Origin of the sequence: Rhizobium sp. CCGE 510, assembly GCF_000292525.1 — a bacterium.
Classification (GTDB): domain Bacteria; phylum Pseudomonadota; class Alphaproteobacteria; order Rhizobiales; family Rhizobiaceae; genus Rhizobium.
In genome coordinates this window covers 13,924-35,967 of the sequence record NZ_AEYF01000043.1, presented here as the reverse complement: position 1 = coordinate 35,967, position 22,044 = coordinate 13,924, and the positions used below count along the sequence as shown (strand labels likewise).

The 22,044-nt window shown below is 61.4% G+C and carries 22 protein-coding genes; 16 read left to right on the top strand and 6 right to left on the bottom strand.

Annotated features, from left to right (window positions below; genetic code table 11):
• The first annotated feature begins 125 nt into the window (after positions 1-125).
• Both RCCGE510_RS20040 and RCCGE510_RS20035 read left to right on the top strand, forming a co-directional pair.
• On the top strand, positions 126-644 hold the full coding sequence (locus RCCGE510_RS20040; protein WP_007632961.1) for a glycosyltransferase family A protein: 519 nt from the start codon (positions 126-128) through the stop codon (positions 642-644).
• A gap of 181 nt (positions 645-825) precedes the next feature.
• Positions 826-1,140 (top strand): hypothetical protein, encoded by a 315-nt coding sequence (locus RCCGE510_RS20035; RefSeq protein ID WP_037079303.1) that lies wholly within the window; start codon positions 826-828, stop codon positions 1,138-1,140.
• A 23-nt stretch (positions 1,141-1,163) separates the two neighbouring features.
• On the opposite strand, the gene moaB is transcribed toward RCCGE510_RS20035, so the two are convergent.
• The 4 genes from moaB to RCCGE510_RS20015 form a co-directional block, all read right to left on the bottom strand.
• On the bottom strand, positions 1,164-1,724 hold the full coding sequence (gene moaB, locus RCCGE510_RS20030; protein ID WP_007632959.1) for a molybdenum cofactor biosynthesis protein B: 561 nt from the start codon (positions 1,722-1,724) through the stop codon (positions 1,164-1,166).
• Complete coding sequence (locus RCCGE510_RS20025) at positions 1,724-2,620, bottom strand: 4-(cytidine 5'-diphospho)-2-C-methyl-D-erythritol kinase (RefSeq protein ID WP_007632958.1); 897 nt, start codon at positions 2,618-2,620, stop codon at positions 1,724-1,726. Before RCCGE510_RS20025 ends, moaB begins: the two co-directional genes overlap by 1 nt.
• Positions 2,621-2,630: 10 nt before the next feature.
• Positions 2,631-4,463: a tetratricopeptide repeat protein gene (locus RCCGE510_RS20020; protein ID WP_007632957.1), complete on the bottom strand. Its 1,833-nt coding sequence runs from the start codon at positions 4,461-4,463 to the stop codon at positions 2,631-2,633.
• Positions 4,464-4,595: 132 nt separating this feature from the next.
• Positions 4,596-5,612, bottom strand: a complete 1,017-nt coding sequence (locus tag RCCGE510_RS20015) for a polyprenyl synthetase family protein (protein ID WP_007632956.1) — start codon at positions 5,610-5,612, stop codon at positions 4,596-4,598.
• Positions 5,613-5,720: 108 nt separating this feature from the next.
• Between RCCGE510_RS20015 and RCCGE510_RS20010 the strand changes: the two genes are divergently transcribed.
• From RCCGE510_RS20010 to RCCGE510_RS20000, 3 genes are read left to right on the top strand one after another with little or no spacing between them, the layout of a single operon-like run.
• Entirely contained in the window at positions 5,721-5,948 is a 228-nt protein-coding gene (locus RCCGE510_RS20010) for a DUF2007 domain-containing protein (protein ID WP_007632954.1), read from the top strand.
• 5 nt (positions 5,949-5,953) lie between these two features.
• Positions 5,954-6,730, top strand: a complete 777-nt coding sequence (locus tag RCCGE510_RS20005; protein ID WP_007632953.1) for a methyltransferase — start codon at positions 5,954-5,956, stop codon at positions 6,728-6,730.
• A 43-nt stretch (positions 6,731-6,773) separates the two neighbouring features.
• Positions 6,774-7,040 (top strand): hypothetical protein, encoded by a 267-nt coding sequence (locus tag RCCGE510_RS20000; protein ID WP_007632952.1) that lies wholly within the window; start codon positions 6,774-6,776, stop codon positions 7,038-7,040.
• A 152-nt stretch (positions 7,041-7,192) separates the two neighbouring features.
• On the opposite strand, the gene RCCGE510_RS19995 is transcribed toward RCCGE510_RS20000, so the two are convergent.
• Entirely contained in the window at positions 7,193-8,533 is a 1,341-nt protein-coding gene (locus RCCGE510_RS19995) for an Nramp family divalent metal transporter (RefSeq protein ID WP_007632951.1), read from the bottom strand.
• A 197-nt stretch (positions 8,534-8,730) separates the two neighbouring features.
• Here RCCGE510_RS19995 and RCCGE510_RS19990 point away from each other — a divergent pair, with 197 nt between their 5' ends.
• The 10 genes from RCCGE510_RS19990 to RCCGE510_RS19945 all read left to right on the top strand — a co-directional run bounded on the left by RCCGE510_RS19990 (position 8,731) and on the right by RCCGE510_RS19945 (position 19,740).
• On the top strand, positions 8,731-9,591 hold the full coding sequence (locus tag RCCGE510_RS19990; RefSeq protein ID WP_007632950.1) for a S49 family peptidase: 861 nt from the start codon (positions 8,731-8,733) through the stop codon (positions 9,589-9,591).
• Between the two features lie 18 nt (positions 9,592-9,609).
• Positions 9,610-9,801, top strand: a complete 192-nt coding sequence (locus RCCGE510_RS19985; RefSeq protein ID WP_007632949.1) for a hypothetical protein — start codon at positions 9,610-9,612, stop codon at positions 9,799-9,801.
• Positions 9,802-10,230: 429 nt separating this feature from the next.
• Positions 10,231-11,187, top strand: coding sequence for a glycine--tRNA ligase subunit alpha (locus RCCGE510_RS19980; RefSeq protein WP_037079297.1), 957 nt, complete (start codon positions 10,231-10,233; stop codon positions 11,185-11,187).
• Positions 11,184-11,735, top strand: coding sequence for an AAA family ATPase (locus RCCGE510_RS19975; protein ID WP_007632947.1), 552 nt, complete (start codon positions 11,184-11,186; stop codon positions 11,733-11,735). The genes RCCGE510_RS19980 and RCCGE510_RS19975 overlap by 4 nt, the downstream gene beginning before the upstream one ends.
• A gap of 323 nt (positions 11,736-12,058) precedes the next feature.
• Positions 12,059-13,768: a DUF2207 domain-containing protein gene (locus RCCGE510_RS19970; RefSeq protein ID WP_240539672.1), complete on the top strand. Its 1,710-nt coding sequence runs from the start codon at positions 12,059-12,061 to the stop codon at positions 13,766-13,768.
• Between the two features lie 114 nt (positions 13,769-13,882).
• Positions 13,883-14,434 carry a LemA family protein gene (locus RCCGE510_RS19965; RefSeq protein ID WP_007632939.1) on the top strand — a complete coding sequence of 184 codons (552 nt, stop codon included), beginning with the start codon at positions 13,883-13,885 and terminating at the stop codon, positions 14,432-14,434.
• Positions 14,435-14,525: 91 nt separating this feature from the next.
• Positions 14,526-15,788, top strand: coding sequence for a 3-phosphoshikimate 1-carboxyvinyltransferase (locus RCCGE510_RS19960; RefSeq protein WP_007632938.1), 1,263 nt, complete (start codon positions 14,526-14,528; stop codon positions 15,786-15,788).
• A gap of 38 nt (positions 15,789-15,826) precedes the next feature.
• Positions 15,827-17,761 (top strand): DUF2207 domain-containing protein, encoded by a 1,935-nt coding sequence (locus tag RCCGE510_RS19955; RefSeq protein WP_007632936.1) that lies wholly within the window; start codon positions 15,827-15,829, stop codon positions 17,759-17,761.
• Between the two features lie 65 nt (positions 17,762-17,826).
• Positions 17,827-19,110 carry a phosphoribosylamine--glycine ligase gene (gene purD / locus RCCGE510_RS19950; protein WP_007632934.1) on the top strand — a complete coding sequence of 428 codons (1,284 nt, stop codon included), beginning with the start codon at positions 17,827-17,829 and terminating at the stop codon, positions 19,108-19,110.
• Positions 19,111-19,278: 168 nt separating this feature from the next.
• Positions 19,279-19,740: a plant virulence effector HPE1-like domain-containing protein gene (locus RCCGE510_RS19945; protein WP_007632932.1), complete on the top strand. Its 462-nt coding sequence runs from the start codon at positions 19,279-19,281 to the stop codon at positions 19,738-19,740.
• Here the strand turns inward: RCCGE510_RS19945 and RCCGE510_RS34820 are convergent.
• On the bottom strand, positions 19,737-19,913 hold the full coding sequence (locus tag RCCGE510_RS34820; RefSeq protein ID WP_157179921.1) for a hypothetical protein: 177 nt from the start codon (positions 19,911-19,913) through the stop codon (positions 19,737-19,739). The genes RCCGE510_RS19945 and RCCGE510_RS34820 overlap by 4 nt on opposite strands.
• Before the next feature lie 205 nt (positions 19,914-20,118).
• Between RCCGE510_RS34820 and RCCGE510_RS19940 the strand changes: the two genes are divergently transcribed.
• The gene (locus RCCGE510_RS19940; RefSeq protein WP_007632930.1) at positions 20,119-21,942 is read left to right on the top strand and encodes a methyl-accepting chemotaxis protein; all 1,824 of its coding nucleotides are present in this window, start codon (positions 20,119-20,121) and stop codon (positions 21,940-21,942) included.
• Positions 21,943-22,044: the final 102 nt, after the last annotated feature.

The following is a 22,044-nucleotide window of genomic DNA, read 5'->3' as shown; positions in this document are numbered from 1 at the left end:
ACGGAACGCCAGCGCTCCCGTCCGTTTTGATGATTAAATTCCTATCCGCAATACAAGAACAATGCAAGAACAAAATGCGAAAAACGCCGCTGGCAAAAATTTGTGCGGCGCATTATGAATAGGCGATGTTGACGGTTGTTCTCGAATGTCAGGATCAGGAATCTGAACTGGCGCAAACCCTATCGGTATTGGTGGCAGGCGCGGTGGAGGGGCTCGTCAGCGATGTGATCGTGCTCGATCACGGCTCGCGCGACGGCACCTCGCGGGTCGCCGACGCCGCCGGCTGCCGCTTCCATTCGCAGTGGGATATCAAGGACATCGTCCGCTCCGCCCGCGGCGAATGGCTGCTTTTCGTCGAGCCGGGCGCCAGACCCCAGGCCGGCTGGATCGATGAGATCGCCGAATATGTCGCGCTGAACAAGCTGCCGGCGCGCTTCACCGCTTCGCGCGGCTACCGGCGCCCGTTCCTCCGGCGCCTCGGCCGCGCCGTGCCGCCGCTGGAGCTTGGTTTGCTGATGCCGAAGAGACAGGCGCTCGCCGCTGCCCAAAGCGGCATGCGCCTTGCTGAATTCACCAAGGGCCAGAAGCCGCGCAAGCTTGCCAGCGAACTGATTCCCGCCTGGGTCGCCAGAGCCGCGCGGTAGTATTCGCGGTCCCCACCATCGCGCAAGGATGGCGCCCAATGGGATTTTGCGCTATAATTCGTCCATGGCGCCGCCGAAGCGCCTCGCTTCGCAACGGATGGCCATGGAATGCCGGTGGACGGCAGAACAGGTCAGCGAAAATCTCCTCTTCTGCCGGGGTCCCGGCGAAAGGAGGTGCGTCATGGCACACGGTATGGTCTACGGCCTGCTGGCCGTCATATTGCCGACATTGATGATCGCGCATCCGCATTCGACAGCATCACAGACGATGCTCAGTTGCGCAGGCCGATCCGACGTCGTCAATTTCCTCGACAGAAACTTCGCGGAAAAGCTGAGGGCAGTCGGCCTAGTCAACGAGAACGCCGTTCTCGAGGTCTATGCCGCCGAAAGCGGAACCTGGACACTCGTCGTCACGGATGTTCATGGCATCAGCTGCATCCTTCTATCGGGTGACAGCTGGGAAACGATGCCCGCTTTGCCGGGCCTTGCCACATAGCGAATTCTAAAGTGCGACGCGCTTTAGAGCATGTCTTTCGCCGCGCCGCGTTTCAAATGCTCGTCCAGACGTGGCATGATTTCGACGAAATTGCACGGCGCGCTGCGGTAGTCGAGCTGCCCTTTCAAAATGCCGTCCCAGGCATCCCGGCAGGCGCCGGGCGAACCCGGCAGCGCGAAGATGAAGGTGGCGTTAGCAACGCCTGCCGTGGCGCGCGACTGGATCGTTGCCGTGCCGATCTTCTCATAGGAGATGCGATGGAAGATGGCGGAAAAGCCGTCCATGCGCTTTTCGAACAAGGGTTCCAGCGCCTCAGGCGTCACATCGCGGCCGGTAAAGCCGGTGCCGCCGGTGGTGATGACGACGTCGATCTCGTCGCGTTCGGTCCAGGCCTTCACCCGGGCTGCGATTTTCTCCCGATCGTCAGGCACGATCGCCCGGTCGACCAGCCTGTGGCCCGCCTCGGTGATTCGCTCCGCCAGCGTGTCGCCTGACTTGTCCGTCTCCGGCGTGCGCGTATCCGAAACTGTGAGAATCGCAATGCCGACGGCGATGAAAGGCCGCTTTTCGTTCAGACCCGCCATCACATGCCTCCCGAAATCGTTTCCGTTACCTGGAAATACCAGTCGGGCCGCTCGGCGTGAAGAGCTGCCGCTGCATCTTGCGCGGCCGCCATGGTTGAAAAGATCCCGAAACAGGTGGCGCCGGAACCGGACATGCGAGCCAAAAGCGCGCCGCGCGCCTGCAGCATCGACGAGATCGCCGCGATCTCGGGCACGAGATCGCGCGCCGGCGGCTCCAGATCGTTACGGGCAGCACCGATCGCCGCAAGCCAGTCGGCACGCCCCCCAAGATCCGCAGCCAGGTTCAGAGCCGGATTGTTCTTAGTCGTCAGCCGGCGGAAAACCTCTGGCGTCGAGACACCCTTCAGCGGGTTGGCGAGCAGCATGGCAAAGGCGGGCAGATTCGGCACGGCTTCAATCTGTTCACCGATGCCGCGGGCAATCAGTGGCCGGCTCTCAAGGCACATCGGTACGTCGGCGCCGAGCTGCAGCGCCAGGGCCGCGAGGGTCTCCACGGGCAAGGCCGTGTCCCAGAGCCGCATCAGCCCACGCAGCGTCGCGGCCGCATCGGCCGAGCCACCGCCAATGCCGGAGGCGATCGGCAGGTTCTTTTCCAAGTGGATGTGAACGGGAAAGGCGAGAGGGCCGACTGCCGCGCGCAACAGGTCACGGGCTCGTAGCACCAGATTGGTGTCGCCGTCGCCGGCAAGCGTCTCGCCGAACCGGCCCGACAGGAAGAAGGCGTCGGCCGGCGCTCGTATGAAGCTCAGCCGGTCGCCGCAATCTGCGAAAGTAACCAGCATATCGAGCAGATGATAACCATCTGCCCGTTGGCCCGTCACATGCAGGGCGAAGTTGATCTTCGCGCGAGCTACTTCGGTGACGCTGAAAGCGCCTGATAAGCCCTCGTCAGGCATGCTTCGCCCGTTAGGATTTCTTGTCGACCGGCGGCGGGGTGACCGGTGCCGGATCCGGCTGCTTCTTGTCGGCCGCTTTGGCGTCGTCGTTGGCGGCCGGCAGGCCGTTGGCGACCTTGTCCTTGATCTTCGGGATCTCGGCGGCCTCGGGCTCGGAGGCGAGCGCCCGGTTCCACTGATAGACCGCTTCGAGCTTGCGGCCGACGCGCCAATAGGCATCGCCGAGATGGTCGTTGATCGTCGCGTCGCCAGCCTTGATCTGGGCCGCCCGTTCCAGTTCGTCGACGGCGTCGTCGAAGCGGTTGAGGCGGAAATAGGCCCAGCCGAGCGAATCGATGATGTAGCCATCGTCAGGACGAAGATCGACGGCCTTCTTGATCATGCCGAGACCTTCGTCGAGGTTCCGGTTCATGTCGATCCAGGAGTAGCCGAGATAGTTCAGCACCTGCGGCTGATCGGGATTGAGTTCAAGCGCCTTGCGGAAGTTCGGCTCCGCCTGGTCCCACCTTTTCAGCCGCTCATAGGCGATGCCGCGCTGGAAGAAGACGCTCCAGTTGGAGCGGCTGGGAAGGGGGCCAATCGCGTCGACGGCCTTGTCGTAATTGGCAGCCATCGCCTCGTAATCCTTGGCGTCGGAGAGCACGCTGCCATAGGCGAGGTAGCTGCGGATATCCTTCGGGTCGGAGGTGATCAGCGCCTGCAGGTGCTTGCGCGCCTCGTCCACCTTGCCGCCCTGGGCAAGGGCAAGGCCGAGTTGCAGCTCGGAGATGCGCCGCATCGGCGAATTCTCCGGCACCTTCTTGTAGAGCGCGATGGCGCGGTCCATCTGGTTCTGCTTCTCGGCGATGCCGCCGAGCAGCACCAGCGTATCGGCGCTGTTCGGATCGAGCGCATTGGCCGTCTGCAGGTAAAGCGAGACGATGTCCTCGGCGCCGTCGCGGTTCAGCGCGCCGCCCACCGAAAACAGCACGCCGGCTGCACCCTCTTCGGCCGTCTTGACCTGCTGTTCCTGCTTCTCATCCTTTTCGATACTATCGCGCAGCGCGTTCAGCGGCGCATAGTTCGGCAGCAGATTGTCGCCGACCGAGACGGCGTCGAGCGCCTTCTGCTTATTGCCTTGTGTTGCTTCAAGACGGGCAAGCGCCGTCACTGCGCGCATGAAGGTGTCGGGCGCCGTCGCACCTCCCTCCTTGTCGAGCACGGCATCGTTCAGATGCTTTCGGGCGGATTTCACGTCGCCGGTGGCGATGGCGATCGCGCCTGCATTATAATTCTGGAAGATGCGGACCCAGTCCGGCCCCTTCATTTTCTCGACCATGGCGAGCGCTTCCTTGCCGCGGCCGGCGCCGACGCGGGCCCAAGCGAGCAGCAGGTCATTCATCATCCGGTCGAGATCGTTCGGCCCGTTGTATTTGAGGATGGTCTCGGCGGTCTTGTAGTCATCACGGCGCACGGCATCCATACCGCGCACGATCGTGGTAATGCGCTCGACGGACGGATCGCCCTTCAGGTCGTTGGCATATTTGACGCCGTCCTTGATGTCGCCATTGAGCAGCAGCGAGATCATCAACCGCTGGCGGATCTCGGGATTGCCGGGCTCGATCTGCAACGCCTTTTTGTAGAGTTCGATCGCCGTTTCATAGTCATGGTCGACATCGGCCGTGCGCGCCGCGAGGAAGGCGCCGGAGAAAGTGGTAACGCTATCGGCATCGAAGCTGTCGGTTGTTGCGGCTTCACTCGCCTTGGCCGCATCCTCGGCGTTGACGCCGCCGACACCGCCCAGCGAAAGGACAACGGCAAGCGCTGCGCTCGTAAGAAGACGGATGGCAATTCTCTGCCGCATTAGGAAACCTTTCTTCGACAGCGTCCCGACGATGGTGCCGGTCGCAAACCAGTTGCGCTCACTGATTCATAACAGGATGGCTTTTTTGAAGCGGCGCTGCAAGAAAATCAGCCCGCAATCGAGCATGTGTGATCAGTTGACACGCTCGATACAGAAGTCGATCACTTCCATCAGGGCGGCTTTCCACACGGTATCGGGCAGCGGCGCAAGTGCGTCCCTTGCGATGGTGCCGTAATGGATCGCGCGGCCGATCGTGTCGGTAAGCGTGCCGTATTTGGTGAGCAGCCCGAGCGCTTTTTCGAGGTTGGCGTCGGTGCTGTTGCCGGCTTCGATCGCATCGCGCCAGAAGGCGCGCTCGTCTTCGGTGCCGCGGCGATAGGCGAGGATGACCGGCAGGGTGATCTTGCCCTCGCGGAAATCGTCGCCGACATTCTTGCCGAGATCGGCCGCCTTGCCGCCATAGTCGAGCGCGTCGTCGACGAGCTGGAAGGCAAGCCCCAGATTCATCCCATAGGATTTCAATGCATTGCGGCCGGAGCGACCGGCCTCGGCGACGATCGGCCCGACTTCGGCAGCAGCGGCAAAGAGGGCAGCCGTCTTGGCGCGGATGACGGAGAGATAATCGTCCTCCGTCGTCTCCATGTTCTTGGCGACGGAAAGCTGCAGCACTTCGCCTTCGGCGATCACGCAGGCAGCGGAAGACAAGACGTCGAGCGCATCGAGCGAGCCGACATCGACCATCATCCGGAAGGCCTGGCCGAGCAGGAAGTCGCCGACCAGCACGCTTGCCTGGTTGCCCCAGATCATCCGCGCTGTCGATTTGCCGCGGCGCAGATCGCTTTCGTCGACGACGTCGTCATGCAGCAGCGTCGCCGTGTGCATGAATTCGACCGACGTGGCGAGTTTGACGTGGTTTTCGCCCCTGTAGTCGAACAGCGAGGCGGACGCCAGCGTCAGCATCGGCCGCAATCGCTTGCCGCCGGACGAGATCAGATGGTTCGCCACTTCGGGGATCATCTGCACATCGGAGCCGGCCTTGGACAGAATGAGCTGGTTCACCCGCTCCATGTCCGCCCTGGTGAGATCGACCAATGGCTTGATGGATGCCAGTTTGTTTTTGCTTTCTTCAAGCGGTATGACCACGCCCAACGACCCGGACTCCTGTTCATTCTTTGCATCTGACAATAGAAAGGGGCGATGGACGCGGCAAGGGGTGAATTGTCGCGCAAGGCGAAATTGGAAGGAAAACGACGGCAAATGCATGAACTTATCCGTGCCAACGACCCCGTTCTGCTCTCCTTTGCCGAGAGTTTGATGAAGGATGCCGGAATTCACTGCTTCATCGCCGACCAAGGCATGAGCGTGCTGGAAGGTTCGCTCGGCATGCTGCCGCGCCGCCTGCTGGTGGATGAGGAGATGGCCGATCAGGCGCGCCGCATTCTGACCGACGCCGGCCTCGGCGGCGAATTGCGCGACAGGAAGTGAGGGGGATGACCGGGGAGCCTGCCGAAACCATCGATGCCTTTCATCGCGGCGCCTTCCACGTGGTACAGCCGAAGGGCAGGGGCCATCGCTCCGGCATGGATGCGATGCTGCTTGCCGCCCTCGTCGCCGACGATCGGTCGGTCAGGGTCGCCGATCTCGGCGCCGGCGCCGGTGCGGCCGGCCTTGCCGTCGCTTCGCGCCTTGCCGATGCGGAGGTGGTGCTCTTCGAGCGTTCAGCCGAGATGGCCGATTATGCCCGGCGAAGCATCCTGTTGCCGGGCAATGCCCGTCTTGCCATCCGCGTCAGCGTCGTTGAAGCCGATGTGACGCTGACTGCCAAGGCGCGCAACGATGCCGGTCTCATCGACGAGAGTTTCCACCACGTCATCATGAACCCGCCCTTCAACCACGCCGGCGACCGGCGCGCGCCGGATGCGCTGAAGGCCGAAGCCCATGCGATGACCGACGGCCTGTTCGAAAGCTGGCTCCGCACGGCCGGCGCCATCATGATCCCGGGTGGGCAATTATCGCTGATCGCAAGGCCCGAATCGATCGCCGAGATCGTTATCGCCTGCGGGCGGCGTTTTGGCGGCATCGAAATCACTGCCATTCATCCGCGCCAGGGCGAAAACGCCGTCCGTATCCTGATGACTGGTATCAAGGGATCGCGGGCGCGGCTGTCGCTGCGCGCGCCGCTGATCATGCACCAGGAGGGAAGCCACAAGTTCTCCCCTCTCGTCGACGATTTCAACAATGGCCGGGCGGCCCATGCCAGGCTTTGAAGGCGCGTTGCATCAACGCTGATTCATTGGCGAGGGATCATCTGTGACACTATCCGACCCGCGGAAGCACCTGCTCGATCTTCTGGGCAGCGTCGCCGCCTATAATGATAAGGGGTATCAGTGGATCCCGCATGACGCCGCGCAGGTGGCGCTTTACCGAGATCGGGTCCAACAGGAGATCCTGCAACTGACGACGGAGATCGGCGAGCAAGCCTTCAGCGCCGATCTGCTTGACATGTTGAAATCCGGCATGGCCGCCCGAGACGACAGCGGCGATGCCTATCTTCTGGCCAAATCGGAACTCTGGTGAGCATCGGAAAACCGCAGTCAGAGACCTGATGGATCCAAATCGATCGACGAATGGTAGACAAATCAAAGCGCGGCGCATCAACCAAGGTCGATGCGCCGCGCTTCAGTTTCGATATCCCGGGCCGCCGTTCACATCCGGGCGACGTGCTTTCATTAGCCGGTAACGAAGTCGAAGAGCAGCTTGACGTTCAGGCCGGCGATGACGACGGCGATCAGATAGGCGATGCCGCTCAGCCAGCGCGGGGCGACGAGTTCGCCCATCTTGGCCTTGCTGGCGGTGAACATGACCAGCGGGAAGACGGCGAAGGAAAGCTGCAGGCTGAGCACCACCTGGGTGAGGATCAAAAGCTCGGCCGTGCCCTGGTCGCCATACCAGATGGTGACGATCGCCGCCGGCACGATGGCGATGGCGCGGGTGATCAGCCGGCGCACCCAAGGCTGCAGCCTGATCTTCAGGAAGCCTTCCATGACGATCTGGCCGGCCAGCGTTGCCGTCACCGTCGAATTGAGGCCGCAGCATAAGAGCGCAATGCCGAACAGCGTCGGCGCGATGGCGAGACCGAGCAGCGGTGACAGCAGCGAATAGGCGTCGCCGAGTTCGACGACATCGGTCTTCCCATGCGCATTGAAGGCGGCAGCCGCGAGAATCAGGATCGAAGCGTTGATCAGCAGCGCGAAGCACAGCGCCACCGTCGAGTCGATCGTCGCAAAGGTCAGCGCCTCCTTCTTCTCGGGAACCGTATGGCCGTAGGCCCGCGTCTGGACGATGCCGGAGTGGAGGTAGAGATTGTGCGGCATGACGGTGGCGCCGAGAATGCCGAGCGCCAGATAGAGCATCTCCGGATTGGTGACGATCTCCGTCGTCGGGAAGAAGCCGGTGAGGACGGCGCCCCATTGCGGGTCGGCAAGCAGGATCTGTACGCCGAAGCAGATCGCGATGACCCCAAGCAGCGCAATGATGAAGGCTTCCACCCAGCGGAAACCAAGCTTCTGCAGGAAGAGGATGACGAAGACGTCGAGCGCGGTGATCAGCACGCCGAGTTCGAGCGGGATGCCCATCAGCAGGTTGAGGCCGATCGCCGTGCCGATCACCTCGGCGATATCGGTGGCGATGATGGCGATTTCCGCAAAGGCCCACAGCGGTATCGAGACATATTTCGGAAAGGCGTCGCGGCAGGCCTGCGCGAGGTCACGGCCCGACGCGATCGCCAGACGCGCGCAGAGCGATTGCAGCACGATCGCCATCAGGTTGGAGAGAAGGGCGACGGTGAGCAGCGCATAGCCGAACTTCGAGCCGCCGGCGAGCGAGGTCGCCCAGTTGCCGGGATCCATGTAACCGACCGCGACCATGTAGCCCGGTCCGGCGAAGGCGGCCGCCCGCCGCCATTTTGAGCTATGACGCCCGGTTCCGACGGTGCGGTAGACATCCGATAGCGACGCCTCGCCGCGTTCGTGCCGCCAGCCGCTTCTTGCATTCGGATTCAGGGCGTCCATGCCATTTCCACCTGTTTATCGTGTGCGCACTATGACGGATTAGAATGATAATGCAAGTCATTCGCAACAACAAAATTAATCTGATGTTTTCAGGCCCAATGTTTTCAGGAACGCGGCCATTGCGTTTGTCGTTCCAGCGCATACATGGATGCCGATCGCGGATTGATGATCGTGCGACCCGAAGCGAAGGATGAGAGATGGCTGGATTGTTGAGAAAGCTGCTGCCGAAACGGTTCCGCAAGGACGGCATCACCATCCCGGTCATCCGGCTGCAGGGGACGATCGTCAGCGGCGGCGGCCAGTTCCGGCCGGCCCTCAATCTCGCCAATGTCGCCCCGGTTCTGGAAAAGGCCTTCGCCATGAAGGACGCGCCGGCGGTTGCCATCTCGATCAATTCGCCGGGCGGTTCGCCCGTCCAGTCCCGCCTGATCTTCACCCGTATTCGGGAACTCGCCCGCGAGAAGCAGAAGAAGGTTCTGGTCTTCGTCGAGGACGTCGCCGCGTCCGGTGGTTACATGATCGCCCTGGCCGGCGACGAGATCATTGCCGACGCCACCTCGATCGTCGGCTCGATCGGTGTCGTCTCCGGCGGTTTCGGCTTTCCCGAACTCTTAAAGAAGATCGGCGTCGAACGCCGCGTCTACACCGCCGGCGAAAACAAGGTGATCCTCGATCCTTTCCAGCCGGAAAAGGAGAAGGACATCGAATACCTGAAGAGCCTGCAGCTCGAAATCCACCAGGTCTTCATAGCAATGGTGCGCGAACGCCGTGCCGGCAAGCTGCGCGATGATGCCGCGGTGTTCTCAGGCCTGTTTTGGAGCGGCACCCGCGGCCTCGAACTCGGCCTTATCGATGGTCTCGGCGACATGCGCCAGGAATTGAAGCGGCGCTACGGCCAGAAGACCAAGCTGGAGCTTGTCACCGCCGGCCGCGGCCTGCTCGGCCGCCGTCTTCCCGGCGTGTCGCCGGTGTCGCTTGAAGGGGCGGCGTCCGGATTTGCCACGGGGCTTGTCGAAGCGGCGGAAGAGAGAGCATTGTGGAGCCGTTTCGGGCTTTGAGGGGGGCAAGAGAGGGGCATGCCGCAGCTTATTACCATTCTGATCCTAGTCTTCTCAGCCTGGTGGCTCTATCGCCGCTTCGTCTCCGATGCCCGCAAGCTCGCCGAAAAGTCGCGCCGGGCTGAAAAGGAGCGCCAGACCGGCGCGATCGGCACGCTGGTCAAGGACCCGGCGACGGGGGAATACCGGCTGAAGCGCGAGGAAGAATAGACTGCACTTGCAATGCTCCTTGCGTCTGCCGTCACTGTGCTGCGTATCGGCGGGAGAAGGGCAAGCCGCAACATTTCGATTCCTCTTCTCCCCTCGGGGTCCGAAGGACGGACGAGACCCGTGGCTCGCCCAGGGTGGTGCCCGTAGGGCGGATGAGGGGGCTGCACGGCACGCCATTGATTGCCCTTCGCTTGCGCTCAGTGCATTCGCGGCTTTGCCGCTCACCCCCTCATCTGCCTGCCGGCATCTTCTCCCCGCTGGGGAGAAGGGAATCGTGGCGCCGCTCAGCGAAATGCAGAATGGCTATGGCGGCGGAATTCCTCTCCCATCTCGGCCTGGGCGACCAGCCACCCGCGCAAAACTCTTGACCCCTGCCGCCCTGCATGGCACCTGTCGCGCCGATAATCCCTAAGCAATCGGTGCCGTTTCATGTCAGCTATGCCAGACCATATGAACCCGAAGCGCTCCTTCCAGGCGCTGATCCTGACCCTGCATAACTATTGGGCGGACAAGGGTTGCGCGGTGCTGCAGCCCTACGACATGGAGGTCGGAGCCGGCACCTTCCATCCGGCCACCACGCTGCGCGCCCTCGGCCCCAAGCCGTGGAAGGCAGCCTACGTTCAGCCGTCGCGGCGCCCATCCGACGGCCGCTATGGTGAGAACCCGAACAGGCTGCAGCATTATTACCAGTATCAGGTCATCCTGAAGCCGAACCCGCCGAACTTGCAGGAGCTCTATCTCGGTTCGCTGTCGGCGATCGGTCTCGATCCGCTGCTGCACGATATCCGTTTCGTCGAGGACGACTGGGAAAGCCCGACGCTCGGCGCCTGGGGCCTCGGCTGGGAATGCTGGTGCGACGGCATGGAAGTGTCGCAATTCACCTATTTCCAGCAGGTCTGCGGCATCGAATGCTCGCCGGTCGCTGGCGAACTGACCTATGGTCTCGAACGCCTTGCCATGTATGTCCAGGGCGTCGACAATGTCTACGATCTGAACTTCAACGGCCGCGAGGGCGACGAGAAGATCAGCTACGGCGACGTCTTCCTGCAGGCCGAGCAGGAATATTCGCGTCACAATTTCGAATTCGCCAATACCGAGATGCTGCATCGCCACTTCGTCGATGCCGAAAAGGAATGCCGGGCGCTGCTCGATGCCGGCGCACCTGCCGACAACGCCAACCAGCGCCTGCACAAATGCGTCTTCCCGGCCTATGACCAGTGCATCAAGGCCAGCCACGTCTTCAACCTGCTCGACGCCCGCGGCGTCATCTCGGTCACCGAGCGCCAGAGTTATATCCTGCGGGTACGCACGCTCGCCAAGGCCTGCGGCGAAGCCTTCCTTTTGACCGACGCCGGCGGCGTAAACCTGGCCAAAGAGGCGGCGTGACGCAAAACCCTGTCGGCCGTATCATCCATATCAACGGCTGGCCGGGCACTGGGAAGCTGACCGTCGGCCGTTTGCTGGCGAAACGGCTCGGCGCGCGGCTCATCGACAATCACACGCTGCTCAATCCGGCCGAGGCTCTTTTCGCCCGCGGCAACCCTCTGCATGCATCACTGCGCGAGCAGATTCGGCGAGTGGTCTTCGACCATGCCGTGCGCGCCGATCCGGCTGAAAGCTTCGTCTTTACCGATGCTCTTGCGGATGACGAGCATGATAGTGCGATGTTCTCCTGGTATCTCGATCTGGCTGCCGCCAGAGGCTCGGATCTGGTCGCAGTTCTCCTCGATTGCGCGCCGGAAGAGAATGCCAAGCGCCTCATCTCTCCCGGCCGATCCGAGGCGCTCAAGCTGACGGATACGGCGAGGCTGCAACAGCTCCGGGCAAACTATAAACTCTTGCGCGGACTGGCTGAACACACAGTCGAAATTGATACGACGGACCTTTCGCCGGAGCGGACGGCGTCTCGAATTCTCGCGCATATCGGCGTTTGATGACAGCCCGGAATCCTGCGTAGTCTCGCACAAACATTTACTTCATTGCAGGGGATTCGCGATGGGCCAAAGCCTGCGGCGGAGCCTTCCCGGTGACCGACGCCGGCGGCGTCAACCTTTCGAAAGAGTCGACGTAAAAGCCGCCTCGAAAAAAATCACTGCTTCCGCGACTGCGCTTCTTTTGCGCGGACCGCTCGACCACTATCTTGTCGGTGTTTCGATCAGGTATAGATTCGGTCTGTCTTTTGAAGAGCGGTATTCTTTATTTCAAAATCGCATTTGAAAACTGCGCAGCCAACGTGCCGCGTTTGTTGTCATGGCTGATGTCATGCGCAATTCTCATCCTGCTGACCTCGTGCAGCGATTTCGACAAGGAGTTCGCCGTCCAGTCGGCGAGAACCACGATCGACGTCTCTACCGACGGCACTGCCCTTGTGTCGGAAAGTTTCGATATCCTGGTCAAGAGGGCGGAAAACTACGGCGGCGTTTACGTTGATATCCCTCAACGTTTCAAGGATGCGTCAGGCGGTGTTCACTGGCGGGATTTCAGTCTGTTTTCGGTCCGGCGTGACGGCCTTGACGAACATTACTTCAAGGAAAATAATGTACCGGGCTATTCTATCTATGTCGGAGAAATGCACTGCAAGAATTGCCGTGCGGACCTCCCCGTGGGCGCTCGCAAGATAGACGTCGCCTATCGGCTGGGGCGCCTGGTCCGTCAGGAAGGTGATCGCCAGGTTCTTTTCCTGCCAGCCTACATGGGTCGCATTCATGATCAGACTGCGAAAAAGACAGTAACTGTCATGATCCCGCCAGGTGGAAAACTGCGCCTCTCGCAGCTTGACCCGCCTCCCTACGAGATCATGCAGGACACACTGAACGAGATCACTGTATCTATCGCGGCAGGTAAGGGAGATCGGATCCTGCCGGACATCGAGATCGACTATCCCGGCGGGACCTTTCTAGACGCTACGACCGACAAGCTGGTTCTCTGGTGGCTCGCTGATCATTTTCTCGCTTTTCTAAGCATACTTGGGCCGCTGATCGCCTGTATTTTCGTATCCAAGCGATCGGCGGCCTTATGGCAATCGGGTGGAACTGCGACCGCTGTCGACAGCAAGATGACGGAGAGCATGTCACCGGCTCTGGCAGCCTATCTGTTTTGGAACTGGAAGGCAGGCGCGGCGAAAGCAGCCTTTATGGCATCGGTCTGCCATCTCGCCGTAAAGCGAAAGTTTCGCATTTCCAGCCTTGGCGAGGATGCCGAGGCCTCGGATTTGTCTGGCAAGCAAGCGCGCGCGAAACGCAAGGTGACCGGCGCCAGATGGTACAGCCTTCCCGATGCAACACGCCTGGTATTTGAGCAAATAGAAAAAGAACGGCCTGCCGGTGATCGGTACACGGTTCTATACGCTTGGTATGGCCTCGAAGGTGAACTGCATAAGACAGCTGCTGCAGAATATCACAAGATCAGAGGCAGAGATCGGTGGATTTTGCGAATCATTTTCTCCGTTTTTGCTCTTGGCATCGCTATCGCCTATTTCGCGGGCCTCTTGATTTTTTCGGCCGCCGTCTGCGGCGTATTGCTGATATCTCTGGGTGTCGTCACAGCATTGCTGCACCCTGAGCGGATTTCAGGACCTCCGGACTTCAGAGGAGTGATCGGTGCATATGTCGGCCTTCCATTGGTGATGATTGCATCGCTCTATTACATTGGCACGACTGAGGTGATCAGCGAGCAGCAGCCATATTTGGTGGCGATCTTGCTGAATATCGCCGGCATCATCGTGGTCGGGAGAATGTTGCGTGTGCCAACGTCGAAGCAGCGCCAGATCCGCGAAAATGTCCTGAGTTTGAACCGTTATTTCCGCGGTGAGATCGGCGGCCCGGCAATGTCGGTGGAATGCTACGAACACTATCTGCCCTTCGCCGTCGCCCTTGACGTCGAGCAACGCTGGACCGAGCGCTTCAATCTCTGGCGAGAGAGCCAGAAGATGGATGCCTATGCTCCGGATTGGCTGATAACCCCTTAAACACAAGGGTATTCATTAAAGTCTCGTCGAACCTGCGAAGAATTGTTTCGCCAAGATGACTTTGGCGTACCGAATCACTAACGTGCGATCATCAAATCGGGGGAGCTCATCTGCATGTACGTGATACTCGCTGTTATCGTCGTCATCGCGCTTTACGTCGTCTTCATCTACAACGGCCTGGTGCGCTCCCGGCAGATGGCTGAGGAAGCCTGGTCGGGCATCGACGTGCAGCTCAAGCGCCGCGCCGATCTGATCCCGAACCTGATCGAGACGGTCAAGGGTTATGCCGCCCATGAAAAGACCACGCTCGAAGAGGTGGTTTCGCTTCGCAACAAGGCGCAGGCCGTGCCATCAGGCGATGTCGCCGGCAGGGCGCAGGCGGAAGGGCTGCTCGGCCAGGCGCTCGGCCGGGTCATCGCGCTTGCCGAAGCCTATCCTGATCTCAAGGCCAACCAGAATTTTGCCGAGCTGCAGGCCTCGCTGGAAGCCATGGAAGGCGAGTTGCAGATGGCCCGGCGCTATTACAATGGTGCTGCCCGCGACCTGAACGTCAAGGTCGAAAGCTTCCCCTCCAATCTCGTCGCCGGCCAGTTCGGTTTTGCCAAGCGGGAATATTTCGAAATCACCAATGAGGCCGATCGCGCCGTCCCCAGCGTGAAATTCTGACGATCCGGCATTTTGCCTTTGCAGGAAAGCGATTAAGAGCAAGGGCAGATTTGCGGCCGGCAGTGGTCGCCCCATGGACGGAAGACTTAGTATGACACCCACAGCCAAACTCACGATCATTCCGCCGGACAAGCCGCTTTCGGGCCGCGCCATGCCGCCGGGCTCGAAGTCGATCACCAATCGCGCGCTGCTGCTCGCCGGCCTTGCCAAGGGCACGAGCCGGCTGACCGGTGCGCTGAAGAGCGACGATACGCGCTATATGGCCGATGCGCTGCGCGCCATGGGTGTCGCGATCGACGAGCCCGATGATACCAGCTTCGTCGTTACCGGCAGCGGCAGGCTGATGCCGCCGAAAGCGCCGCTCTTCCTCGGCAATGCCGGCACGGCGACACGCTTCCTGACGGCAGCGGCCGCCCTGGTCGACGGCACCGTCATCGTCGACGGCGACGAACATATGCGCAAGCGCCCGATCGGCCCGCTGGTCGAGGCGATGCGCACGCTCGGCATCGACGCGAGCGCCGATACCGGCTGCCCGCCGGTCACCGTCAAAGGCACCGGTCGCTTCCAGGCCGACCGCATCCGCATCGATGGCGGCCTCTCCAGCCAGTATGTCTCGGCGCTGCTAATGATGGCGGCCGGCGGCGACCGGCCGGTCGATATCGAATTGGTCGGTGAGGATATCGGCGCGCTCGGTTATATCGATCTGACCACGGCGGCGATGAAGGCCTTCGGCGCCAGGGTCGAAAAGACCAGCCCGGTTACCTGGCGCGTCGAGCCGACCGGCTATCGTGCCGCCGACTTCATCGTCGAGCCCGATGCCTCGGCTGCGACCTATCTCTGGGCCGCCGAAGTCCTGACCGGCGGCGCGATCGATCTCGGCATTCCGGCCGACGCCTTTTCGCAGCCGGACGCGCGCGCCTACGACATGATCGCCCGTTTTCCGCAGCTGCCGGCCGAAATCGATGGTTCGCAGATGCAGGATGCCGTCCCGACCCTTGCCGTGCTTGCCGCCTTCAACGAGACGCCGGTTCGCTTCGTCGGCATCGCCAATCTGCGCGTCAAGGAATGCGACCGCATTCGCGCCCTATCGATCGGGCTGAACAACATTCATGAAGGACTTGCGGTTGAAGAAGGTGACGATCTGATCGTCCATTCCGATCCAGCTCTTGCCGGACAGATGCTGCCGGCGGATATCGATACCTTCGCCGATCATCGCATCGCCATGAGCTTTGCGCTTGCCGGGCTGAAGATCGACGGCATCACCATTCTCGATCCCGATTGCGTCGGCAAGACCTTCCCCGCCTATTGGCGGACGCTGGCCGCCCTCGGCGTGACATATCAGGACAAAAATTGAGGCCACGCGCAGCCGAAGCTGCCGGTGGGGAGACAGGGATGGGGCGTCGGTTTTTCGGATTTTGTTTTGCACTGCTGTTGATGATCACCGCTCCGGCGGCCTTTGCCGCCGAAGTGATCGACAGTTTCGCCTCCGACATCGTACTCGAAAAGAGCGGCGCATTGACGGTGACGGAAACGATCACCGTCAATGCCGAGGGCAACCAGATCAATCACGGCATCTTCCGTGATTTCCCGCTCTATTTCACCTATGCCGCAGACCGCCGCCGCAGCGTCGATTTCGATATGGTCTCGGTGCAGCGCGACGGCGCGGATGAGCCCTGGCATACCGAATCGATTTCGGGCGGCATCCGCATCTATGCCGGTTCTGCCGACGTGAGGGTGACGCCGGGCCGCCACCGCTATGTCTTCACCTACAAGACCAACCGCCAGATCCACTATTTCGGCGATCATGCCGAACTCTACTGGAACGTCACCGGCAACGGCTGGATCTTCCCGATCCGCTCGGCCACGGCGACGGTGACGCTGCCGCCGGATGTTACCGCCACCGACACCGTCTTCTTTACCGGCCCTCAGGGCGGAACGGGAAAGAACGCCCGCGTCGAAGAGACCGGCGCCGGCCTGGTCGTTGCCACCACCGCGCCGCTTGCCGCCAATGAGGGCCTGACCTTCGCCATCCGCATGCCGAAGGGGTCGATCGATCCGCCGAGCGCGGATATGGAAAGCACATGGTGGCTGAAGGATAACCGCAATTATTTCATCGGCTTCGGCGGTCTGATCCTGGTTTTCGCCTATTACACCTGGTCCTGGATGAAAGTCGGCCGCGATCCCGCCCGCGGCGTCGTCGTGCCGCGCTGGGACGCACCTGATGGCATCTCGCCGGCGCTGGTCAACTACATCGACAACAAGGGCTTCTCCGGCGAGGGCTGGACCGCGCTGTCGGCCACGGCGCTCAATCTTGCCGTCCGCGGTTATGTCAAGCTCGAAGACCTGAAGAATTCGATCGTCATCCAGGGTACCGGCAAAGCGCCCGGCAAGGAGAAATTCCAGGCCGGTGAAATCGAATTGCTGAAGGTTGCCGGCGGTGCGGGTTCGACCCTGACGATCGACAAGGCCAATGGCGAGCGGGTCAAATCCGTTGGCCAGGCCTTCCGTTCGGCGATCGAGAAGGAGCACCGCGGCAAATATTACAATTCCAACCTCGGTTATACCGCAGGCGGCATCGCGCTCAGCGCCGCCGCCCTGCTGCTGCTGTTCGTCTATGGTTCGCTGGAGCCGGAGACCATCGCGCTGATGCTGATCCCGACCGGCATCGCTGTTTTTGTTGCCGTGTTCGCTGCCGGCCTCGTCAGGTCGCTGCATCGCGGCACGTCGCTGTTCGGCAAGATCATCGCCATCATCGCCACGGCAGTCGGCGTTTTCGTCGGCATCAGCATTCTTGCGGTCGTCGTCATGGCGCTCGCCTCGTCGCTGGTGGAACTGCATGAAACGCCGATGCTCTTTGCCGTCGGCGGCATCGTGCTTTTGAACATCCTCTATTTCTTCATCATGAGCGCGCCGACCCCGCTCGGCGCCAAGATGATGGACGGCATCGACGGCCTGCGGCAATATCTGACGCTGGCCGAGAAAGATCGGATGAACACAGCCGGCGCCCCGCAAATGTCGCCGCGGCATTTCGAGACGCTGCTGCCCTATGCCGTGGCGCTCGGCGTCGAAAAACCCTGGTCTCGCACCTTCGAGACCTGGCTTGCGGCAGCCGCGGCCGGTGCGGCTGCCGCCTATGCGCCCGCCTGGTATTCCGGCAATTTCAACAGCGGCAGTTTTTCCGATCGCATCGGCGGCTTCTCCTCGTCGATGGCCTCGACCATCGCCTCGACGATCCCTTCGCCGCCGCCGTCGAGCTCGTCCTCGGGTTTTTCCGGCGGCGGTTCGTCCGGCGGTGGCGGCGGAGGCGGGGGAGGCGGGGGCTGGTAAGCTTTCCCGCTTGACCTTTCGGCCCTTGGCCCTTAACCGCCAGAGGCAAAAGGAAAGGGTGGCGCATGAAGGTTCTGTTGATCGGATCGGGCGGACGCGAGCATGCGCTTGCCTGGAAGCTGGCGCAATCGCCGTTGATGACGGAATTCTACGCTGCCCCCGGCAATCCCGGCATTGGCGAACACGCCGTCCTCGTGCCTATCAATACCGAGGATCATGAAGCGGTCGCCGCTTTCTGCAAGGACAAGGCGATCGATTTCGTCGTCGTCGGCCCCGAGGCGCCGCTGGTCGCCGGCCTCGCCGACCGGCTGCGAGCCGATGGCCTGACGGTCTTCGGCCCTTCCGCCGCTGCCGCCCAGCTCGAAGGCTCGAAGGGCTTCACCAAGGATATCTGCGCCCGCTACGGCATTCCGACAGGCGCTTATCAGCGCTTCAACAATGCGCCGAAAGCCAAAGCCTATATCCGCGATCAGGGCGCGCCGATCGTCGTCAAGGCTGACGGCCTTGCCGCCGGCAAGGGCGTGACGGTGGCAATGACGCTGGACGAAGCCTTGGCCGCTGTCGACGACTGCTTCGAGGGCGCCTTTGGCGAGGCCGGCGCCGAAGTCGTCGTCGAAGCCTATCTCGACGGCGAGGAGGCGAGCTTTTTCTGCCTCTGCGACGGCAAGAACGCGCTGCCGCTCGCAACCGCCCAGGATCACAAACGGGTGGGCGAGGGCGATACCGGCGTCAATACCGGCGGTATGGGCGCCTATTCGCCGGCGCCTGTCATGACTGCCGAAATGGTCGAGCGCACCATGAAGGAGATCATCGAGCCGACGATGCGTGGCATGGCCGAGAGTGGTCACCCCTTCTCCGGCGTGTTTTTCGCCGGGCTGATGATCACCAACAAGGGGCCGGAGCTCATCGAATACAATGTCCGCTTCGGCGATCCGGAATGCCAGGTGCTGATGATGCGGCTGGAGAGCGATCTGCTGCCGCTGCTGCTCGCCACCGCCAACGGCACGCTCGATCAGGTGAAGGCGGAATGGAACGACGATCCGGCGTTGACCGTGGTCATGGCCTCGAAAGGTTATCCTGCCGCTTATGAAAAGAACACGCCGATCCTGTCCGTGCCTGAGGCAGGCGAGGGCGCGAAGGTGTTTCATGCCGGCACGGCGCTGGAGAACGGCGCACTGGTTGCGACCGGCGGCCGCGTGTTGAACGTCACCGCCTTGGGCGGCACGGTCGCGGAGGCCAAGGACCGCGCCTATGCGCTGCTCGACAGGGTGAAGTGGGAAAACGGCTTCTGCCGGCACGACATCGGCTGGCGGGCGATCGAGCGTGAAACGGGCTCGGACACTGCATAATTTCTTAAATCGGAATCGATTTAAGGACAGCGTCCTTTGCGCGTCTGAAAAGACGCGCGGTGCTGTAGAGTATAAACCGTCGCATTCTATAAATTTTTACCCTTTCCCCTGACGGGATGGAAACAAAGCTGCGCTATACCGCTCCCATAGTGAGACGGAGATGCGTTGATGCGTCAGATTTTCCTCGGTGCGACAATCCTGCTGATGGCCGGTTCGGCGATGGCATCCTCCATCGAGGTGATCGGCAACACCGCGCCGCACGCTGACGGCAGCATCATTACCGAAACCTGTACCGCTTGCCCGCCGCTGCGGGCCGAACTGACCAAGAAGGACTATACGGTGCCGGAGCTCAAGCCCGGCATCCTCCAGGCCAGCGAAGTCCGCGATGTCGGCGGCGAAAAGAAGATCTATCGCACTGAAGGCTGGATGGGCGGCTCGCCGGTCGTCTTCGTCAGCAAGGCGAGCCCGGAAGCGATGATTGCCGCCGCGCCTTCTGCCCAGCCTGCCGATGGCATCGATATGAGCGCGACGACCGCAGCCGTCATCGGCGGCGACGCCAAACCTGTTGTCGCCGGCATGGCGGAACAACCGGCGACGCTAAACGTTTCAGAATTCAAGATGCGTTTCTAAAGCAATTTCGGCTTTAACGTCCGGAATTGCGGCAAATCAAAAGTTCCCTGCCCCTGCCTGATCAAGGTTTCGATCGTTTGGGGTTCCACCACCGGTGGACCGAATGCACCCTCGATGAGCAGCGAGGGTGCATTCCTGTTTTGGAACATGATGCCGAAAGTGGGCGCGGTCATGCTTTGTCAGTGTCCCCCAGATTTTTAGGGATTTCGCGTCGCGAACAGTAAAATTAAAGCTTTCTTATCGGATGAGCCGCAATTGTTGGGCACCGGTCGCAGCATGTTGTTTTAGCAGCGGTAGACGCGTCGTCTTTTTCGGCGCGCTCGCACAAGCGGTAGAAGACCGCACCGGAATGCACCACCATTCCCGTTGCGAGGATTCATGAAAAATCTAAAAATATCGAAGCAGCTCATATTGCTGGTCATCGGCCTGATGATCGCCTTTGCGATCGCCACCTCCCTGCAGATCCGCTCCTCGGTCGATGCGATCTACAAGGAGCGCTATGACATGCTCCGTTCCGAAGTTCAGTCGGCGGTCTCCGTTCTCAAGCTTTACCAAGCCAAGGTCACCGCGGGCGAAATGACGCTCGAGGACGCGCAGAAGCAGGCTTACGCCACCGTCAATGCGATGAAATACGATCCCGATGGTTATTTCTTCGGCTACAGCTACGACATCCAGATGATGTTCCACTTCGATGCCTCGAAAATCGGGCAGATCAACAAGGGCCAGCCGGACAGCAAAGGCAAGCTCTATCGCGAAGAGCTGGTGAAGCTCGGCCAGCAGGGCGGCGGTCTCGTCGAGTATTATTCGACAGCCAAACCGGGTCAGCCGGCTGGCGATTTTCGTAAGACGGCCTATGCACAGGCCTTCGACCCTTGGAAGGTCGTCGTCGTCACCGGCGTCTACATGGAGGATCTCGATGCTCAGATCAACCGCACGATCCTGACCGCGCTCTCCGGCAGCATCATCCTGTTCTTCCTTGCTATTGTGGCCGCCTACTTCGTTATCCGCGGCATCACGGGCCCTCTCAACAACGTCCATGCCGCCCTGAAGGCGGTGGCCGAGGAGGACGTTTCCATCGCCATCCCGCATACCGGCATGAACAATGAGGTCGGCATGATGGCCAAGGCGACCCAGTCGCTGCAGGAAAAAATCCGGGAACGCCATGCGATGTCGGATCGCGAGGCGGCTCAGCAGTTGGCGCTGGAAAACGAGCGCGAGAACAACCTGCGTCAGCAGCAGGACGAAACGACGCTCCAGGCCAAGGTGGTGACCACCATCGGCCAGGCGCTGGAGATGATTGCGCGAGGCGATCTCACCGTCCGCTGCGCCGAGCTCGGCCAGAAATATGCCGCCCTTCGCGACAACTTCAACGATGCGCTGTCGCATCTCGAAGCCGCCATGGCCAAGGTCAGCGCCAAGGGCACCGATATCGGCACCAGCAAGGAAGAGATCCGCCGCGCCTCCAACGAACTGTCGCAGCGCACCGAGCGCCAGGCCGCAAGCCTGGAGGAAACGTCGGCAGCACTCGATGAGCTCACCGTCGCCGTCCGCCAGACGGCGGATGGCGCCCATGAGGCGAGCAAACGTGTCCATTCGGTCAGCACCGAGGCGACCCATAGCGATGCGATCGTCACCCAGGCGATCGAAGCGATGAGCGGCATCGAGAAATCGTCCTCGGAGATTACCAAGATCATCGGCGTCATCGACGAGATTGCCTTCCAGACCAACCTCCTGGCGCTGAATGCCGGCGTCGAAGCGGCGCGTGCCGGCGAATCCGGCAAGGGGTTTGCGGTCGTCGCCCAGGAGGTCCGCGAGCTTGCCCAGCGTTCCGCCGCTGCGGCCAAGGAGATCAAGGACCAGATCGCCCGCTCCTCCAGCCAGGTGGACCACGGCGTCCGGCTGGTCGGCGAGGCCGGCGAGGCGCTGAAGCGGATCTCCGACCAGATCAAGGCTGCCAACGAGATCGTCGCCAAGATCGCCCACAGCGCCTCCGAACAGGACACGACGCTGCGCTCGATCTCATCGTCGATGAACCAGCTCGATGCCGCCACCCAGCAGAACGCCGCCATGGCCGAGGAAACCACGGCATCGGCCGAGACGCTAGCCACCGACACCGACGAGCTCATCGACCTCATCCGCGGCTTCCGCGTCAGTACTGCCGGCGCTGCTTCCGTTATGCATCAAGGTCGTCGCGCCGCTTAAACGGCGCGGGGACGACACGCGTTCTTATCGCCAAACAACACGGCCGTCGGTTCTCCGGCGGCCGTGTTGTTTTGAAACAAGTACTGCATTGGTGTTCGAACT

Bases quoted from the DNA above. Each gene is read 5' to 3' on its own strand.
- RCCGE510_RS19980 (WP_037079297.1), top strand. From the start codon at position 10,231: ATGTCAGCTATGCCAGACCATATGAACCCGAAGCGCTCCTTCCAGGCG.
- purD (WP_007632934.1), top strand. From the start codon at position 17,827: ATGAAGGTTCTGTTGATCGGATCGGGCGGACGCGAGCATGCGCTTGCC.
- RCCGE510_RS19970 (WP_240539672.1), top strand. From the start codon at position 12,059: ATGTCATGCGCAATTCTCATCCTGCTGACCTCGTGCAGCGATTTCGAC.
- RCCGE510_RS20010 (WP_007632954.1), top strand. From the start codon at position 5,721: ATGCATGAACTTATCCGTGCCAACGACCCCGTTCTGCTCTCCTTTGCC.
- RCCGE510_RS19985 (WP_007632949.1), top strand. From the start codon at position 9,610: ATGCCGCAGCTTATTACCATTCTGATCCTAGTCTTCTCAGCCTGGTGG.
- RCCGE510_RS34820 (WP_157179921.1), bottom strand. From the start codon at position 19,913: ATGACCGCGCCCACTTTCGGCATCATGTTCCAAAACAGGAATGCACCC.
- RCCGE510_RS19940 (WP_007632930.1), top strand. From the start codon at position 20,119: ATGAAAAATCTAAAAATATCGAAGCAGCTCATATTGCTGGTCATCGGC.
- RCCGE510_RS19955 (WP_007632936.1), top strand. From the start codon at position 15,827: ATGGGGCGTCGGTTTTTCGGATTTTGTTTTGCACTGCTGTTGATGATC.
- RCCGE510_RS19995 (WP_007632951.1), bottom strand. From the start codon at position 8,533: ATGGACGCCCTGAATCCGAATGCAAGAAGCGGCTGGCGGCACGAACGC.
- moaB (WP_007632959.1), bottom strand. From the start codon at position 1,724: ATGGCGGGTCTGAACGAAAAGCGGCCTTTCATCGCCGTCGGCATTGCG.
- RCCGE510_RS20035 (WP_037079303.1), top strand. From the start codon at position 826: ATGGCACACGGTATGGTCTACGGCCTGCTGGCCGTCATATTGCCGACA.
- RCCGE510_RS20020 (WP_007632957.1), bottom strand. From the start codon at position 4,463: ATGCGGCAGAGAATTGCCATCCGTCTTCTTACGAGCGCAGCGCTTGCC.
- RCCGE510_RS20005 (WP_007632953.1), top strand. From the start codon at position 5,954: ATGACCGGGGAGCCTGCCGAAACCATCGATGCCTTTCATCGCGGCGCC.
- RCCGE510_RS19945 (WP_007632932.1), top strand. From the start codon at position 19,279: ATGCGTCAGATTTTCCTCGGTGCGACAATCCTGCTGATGGCCGGTTCG.
- RCCGE510_RS20025 (WP_007632958.1), bottom strand. From the start codon at position 2,620: ATGCCTGACGAGGGCTTATCAGGCGCTTTCAGCGTCACCGAAGTAGCT.
- RCCGE510_RS19990 (WP_007632950.1), top strand. From the start codon at position 8,731: ATGGCTGGATTGTTGAGAAAGCTGCTGCCGAAACGGTTCCGCAAGGAC.
- RCCGE510_RS20040 (WP_007632961.1), top strand. From the start codon at position 126: ATGTTGACGGTTGTTCTCGAATGTCAGGATCAGGAATCTGAACTGGCG.
- RCCGE510_RS19960 (WP_007632938.1), top strand. From the start codon at position 14,526: ATGACACCCACAGCCAAACTCACGATCATTCCGCCGGACAAGCCGCTT.
- RCCGE510_RS19965 (WP_007632939.1), top strand. From the start codon at position 13,883: ATGTACGTGATACTCGCTGTTATCGTCGTCATCGCGCTTTACGTCGTC.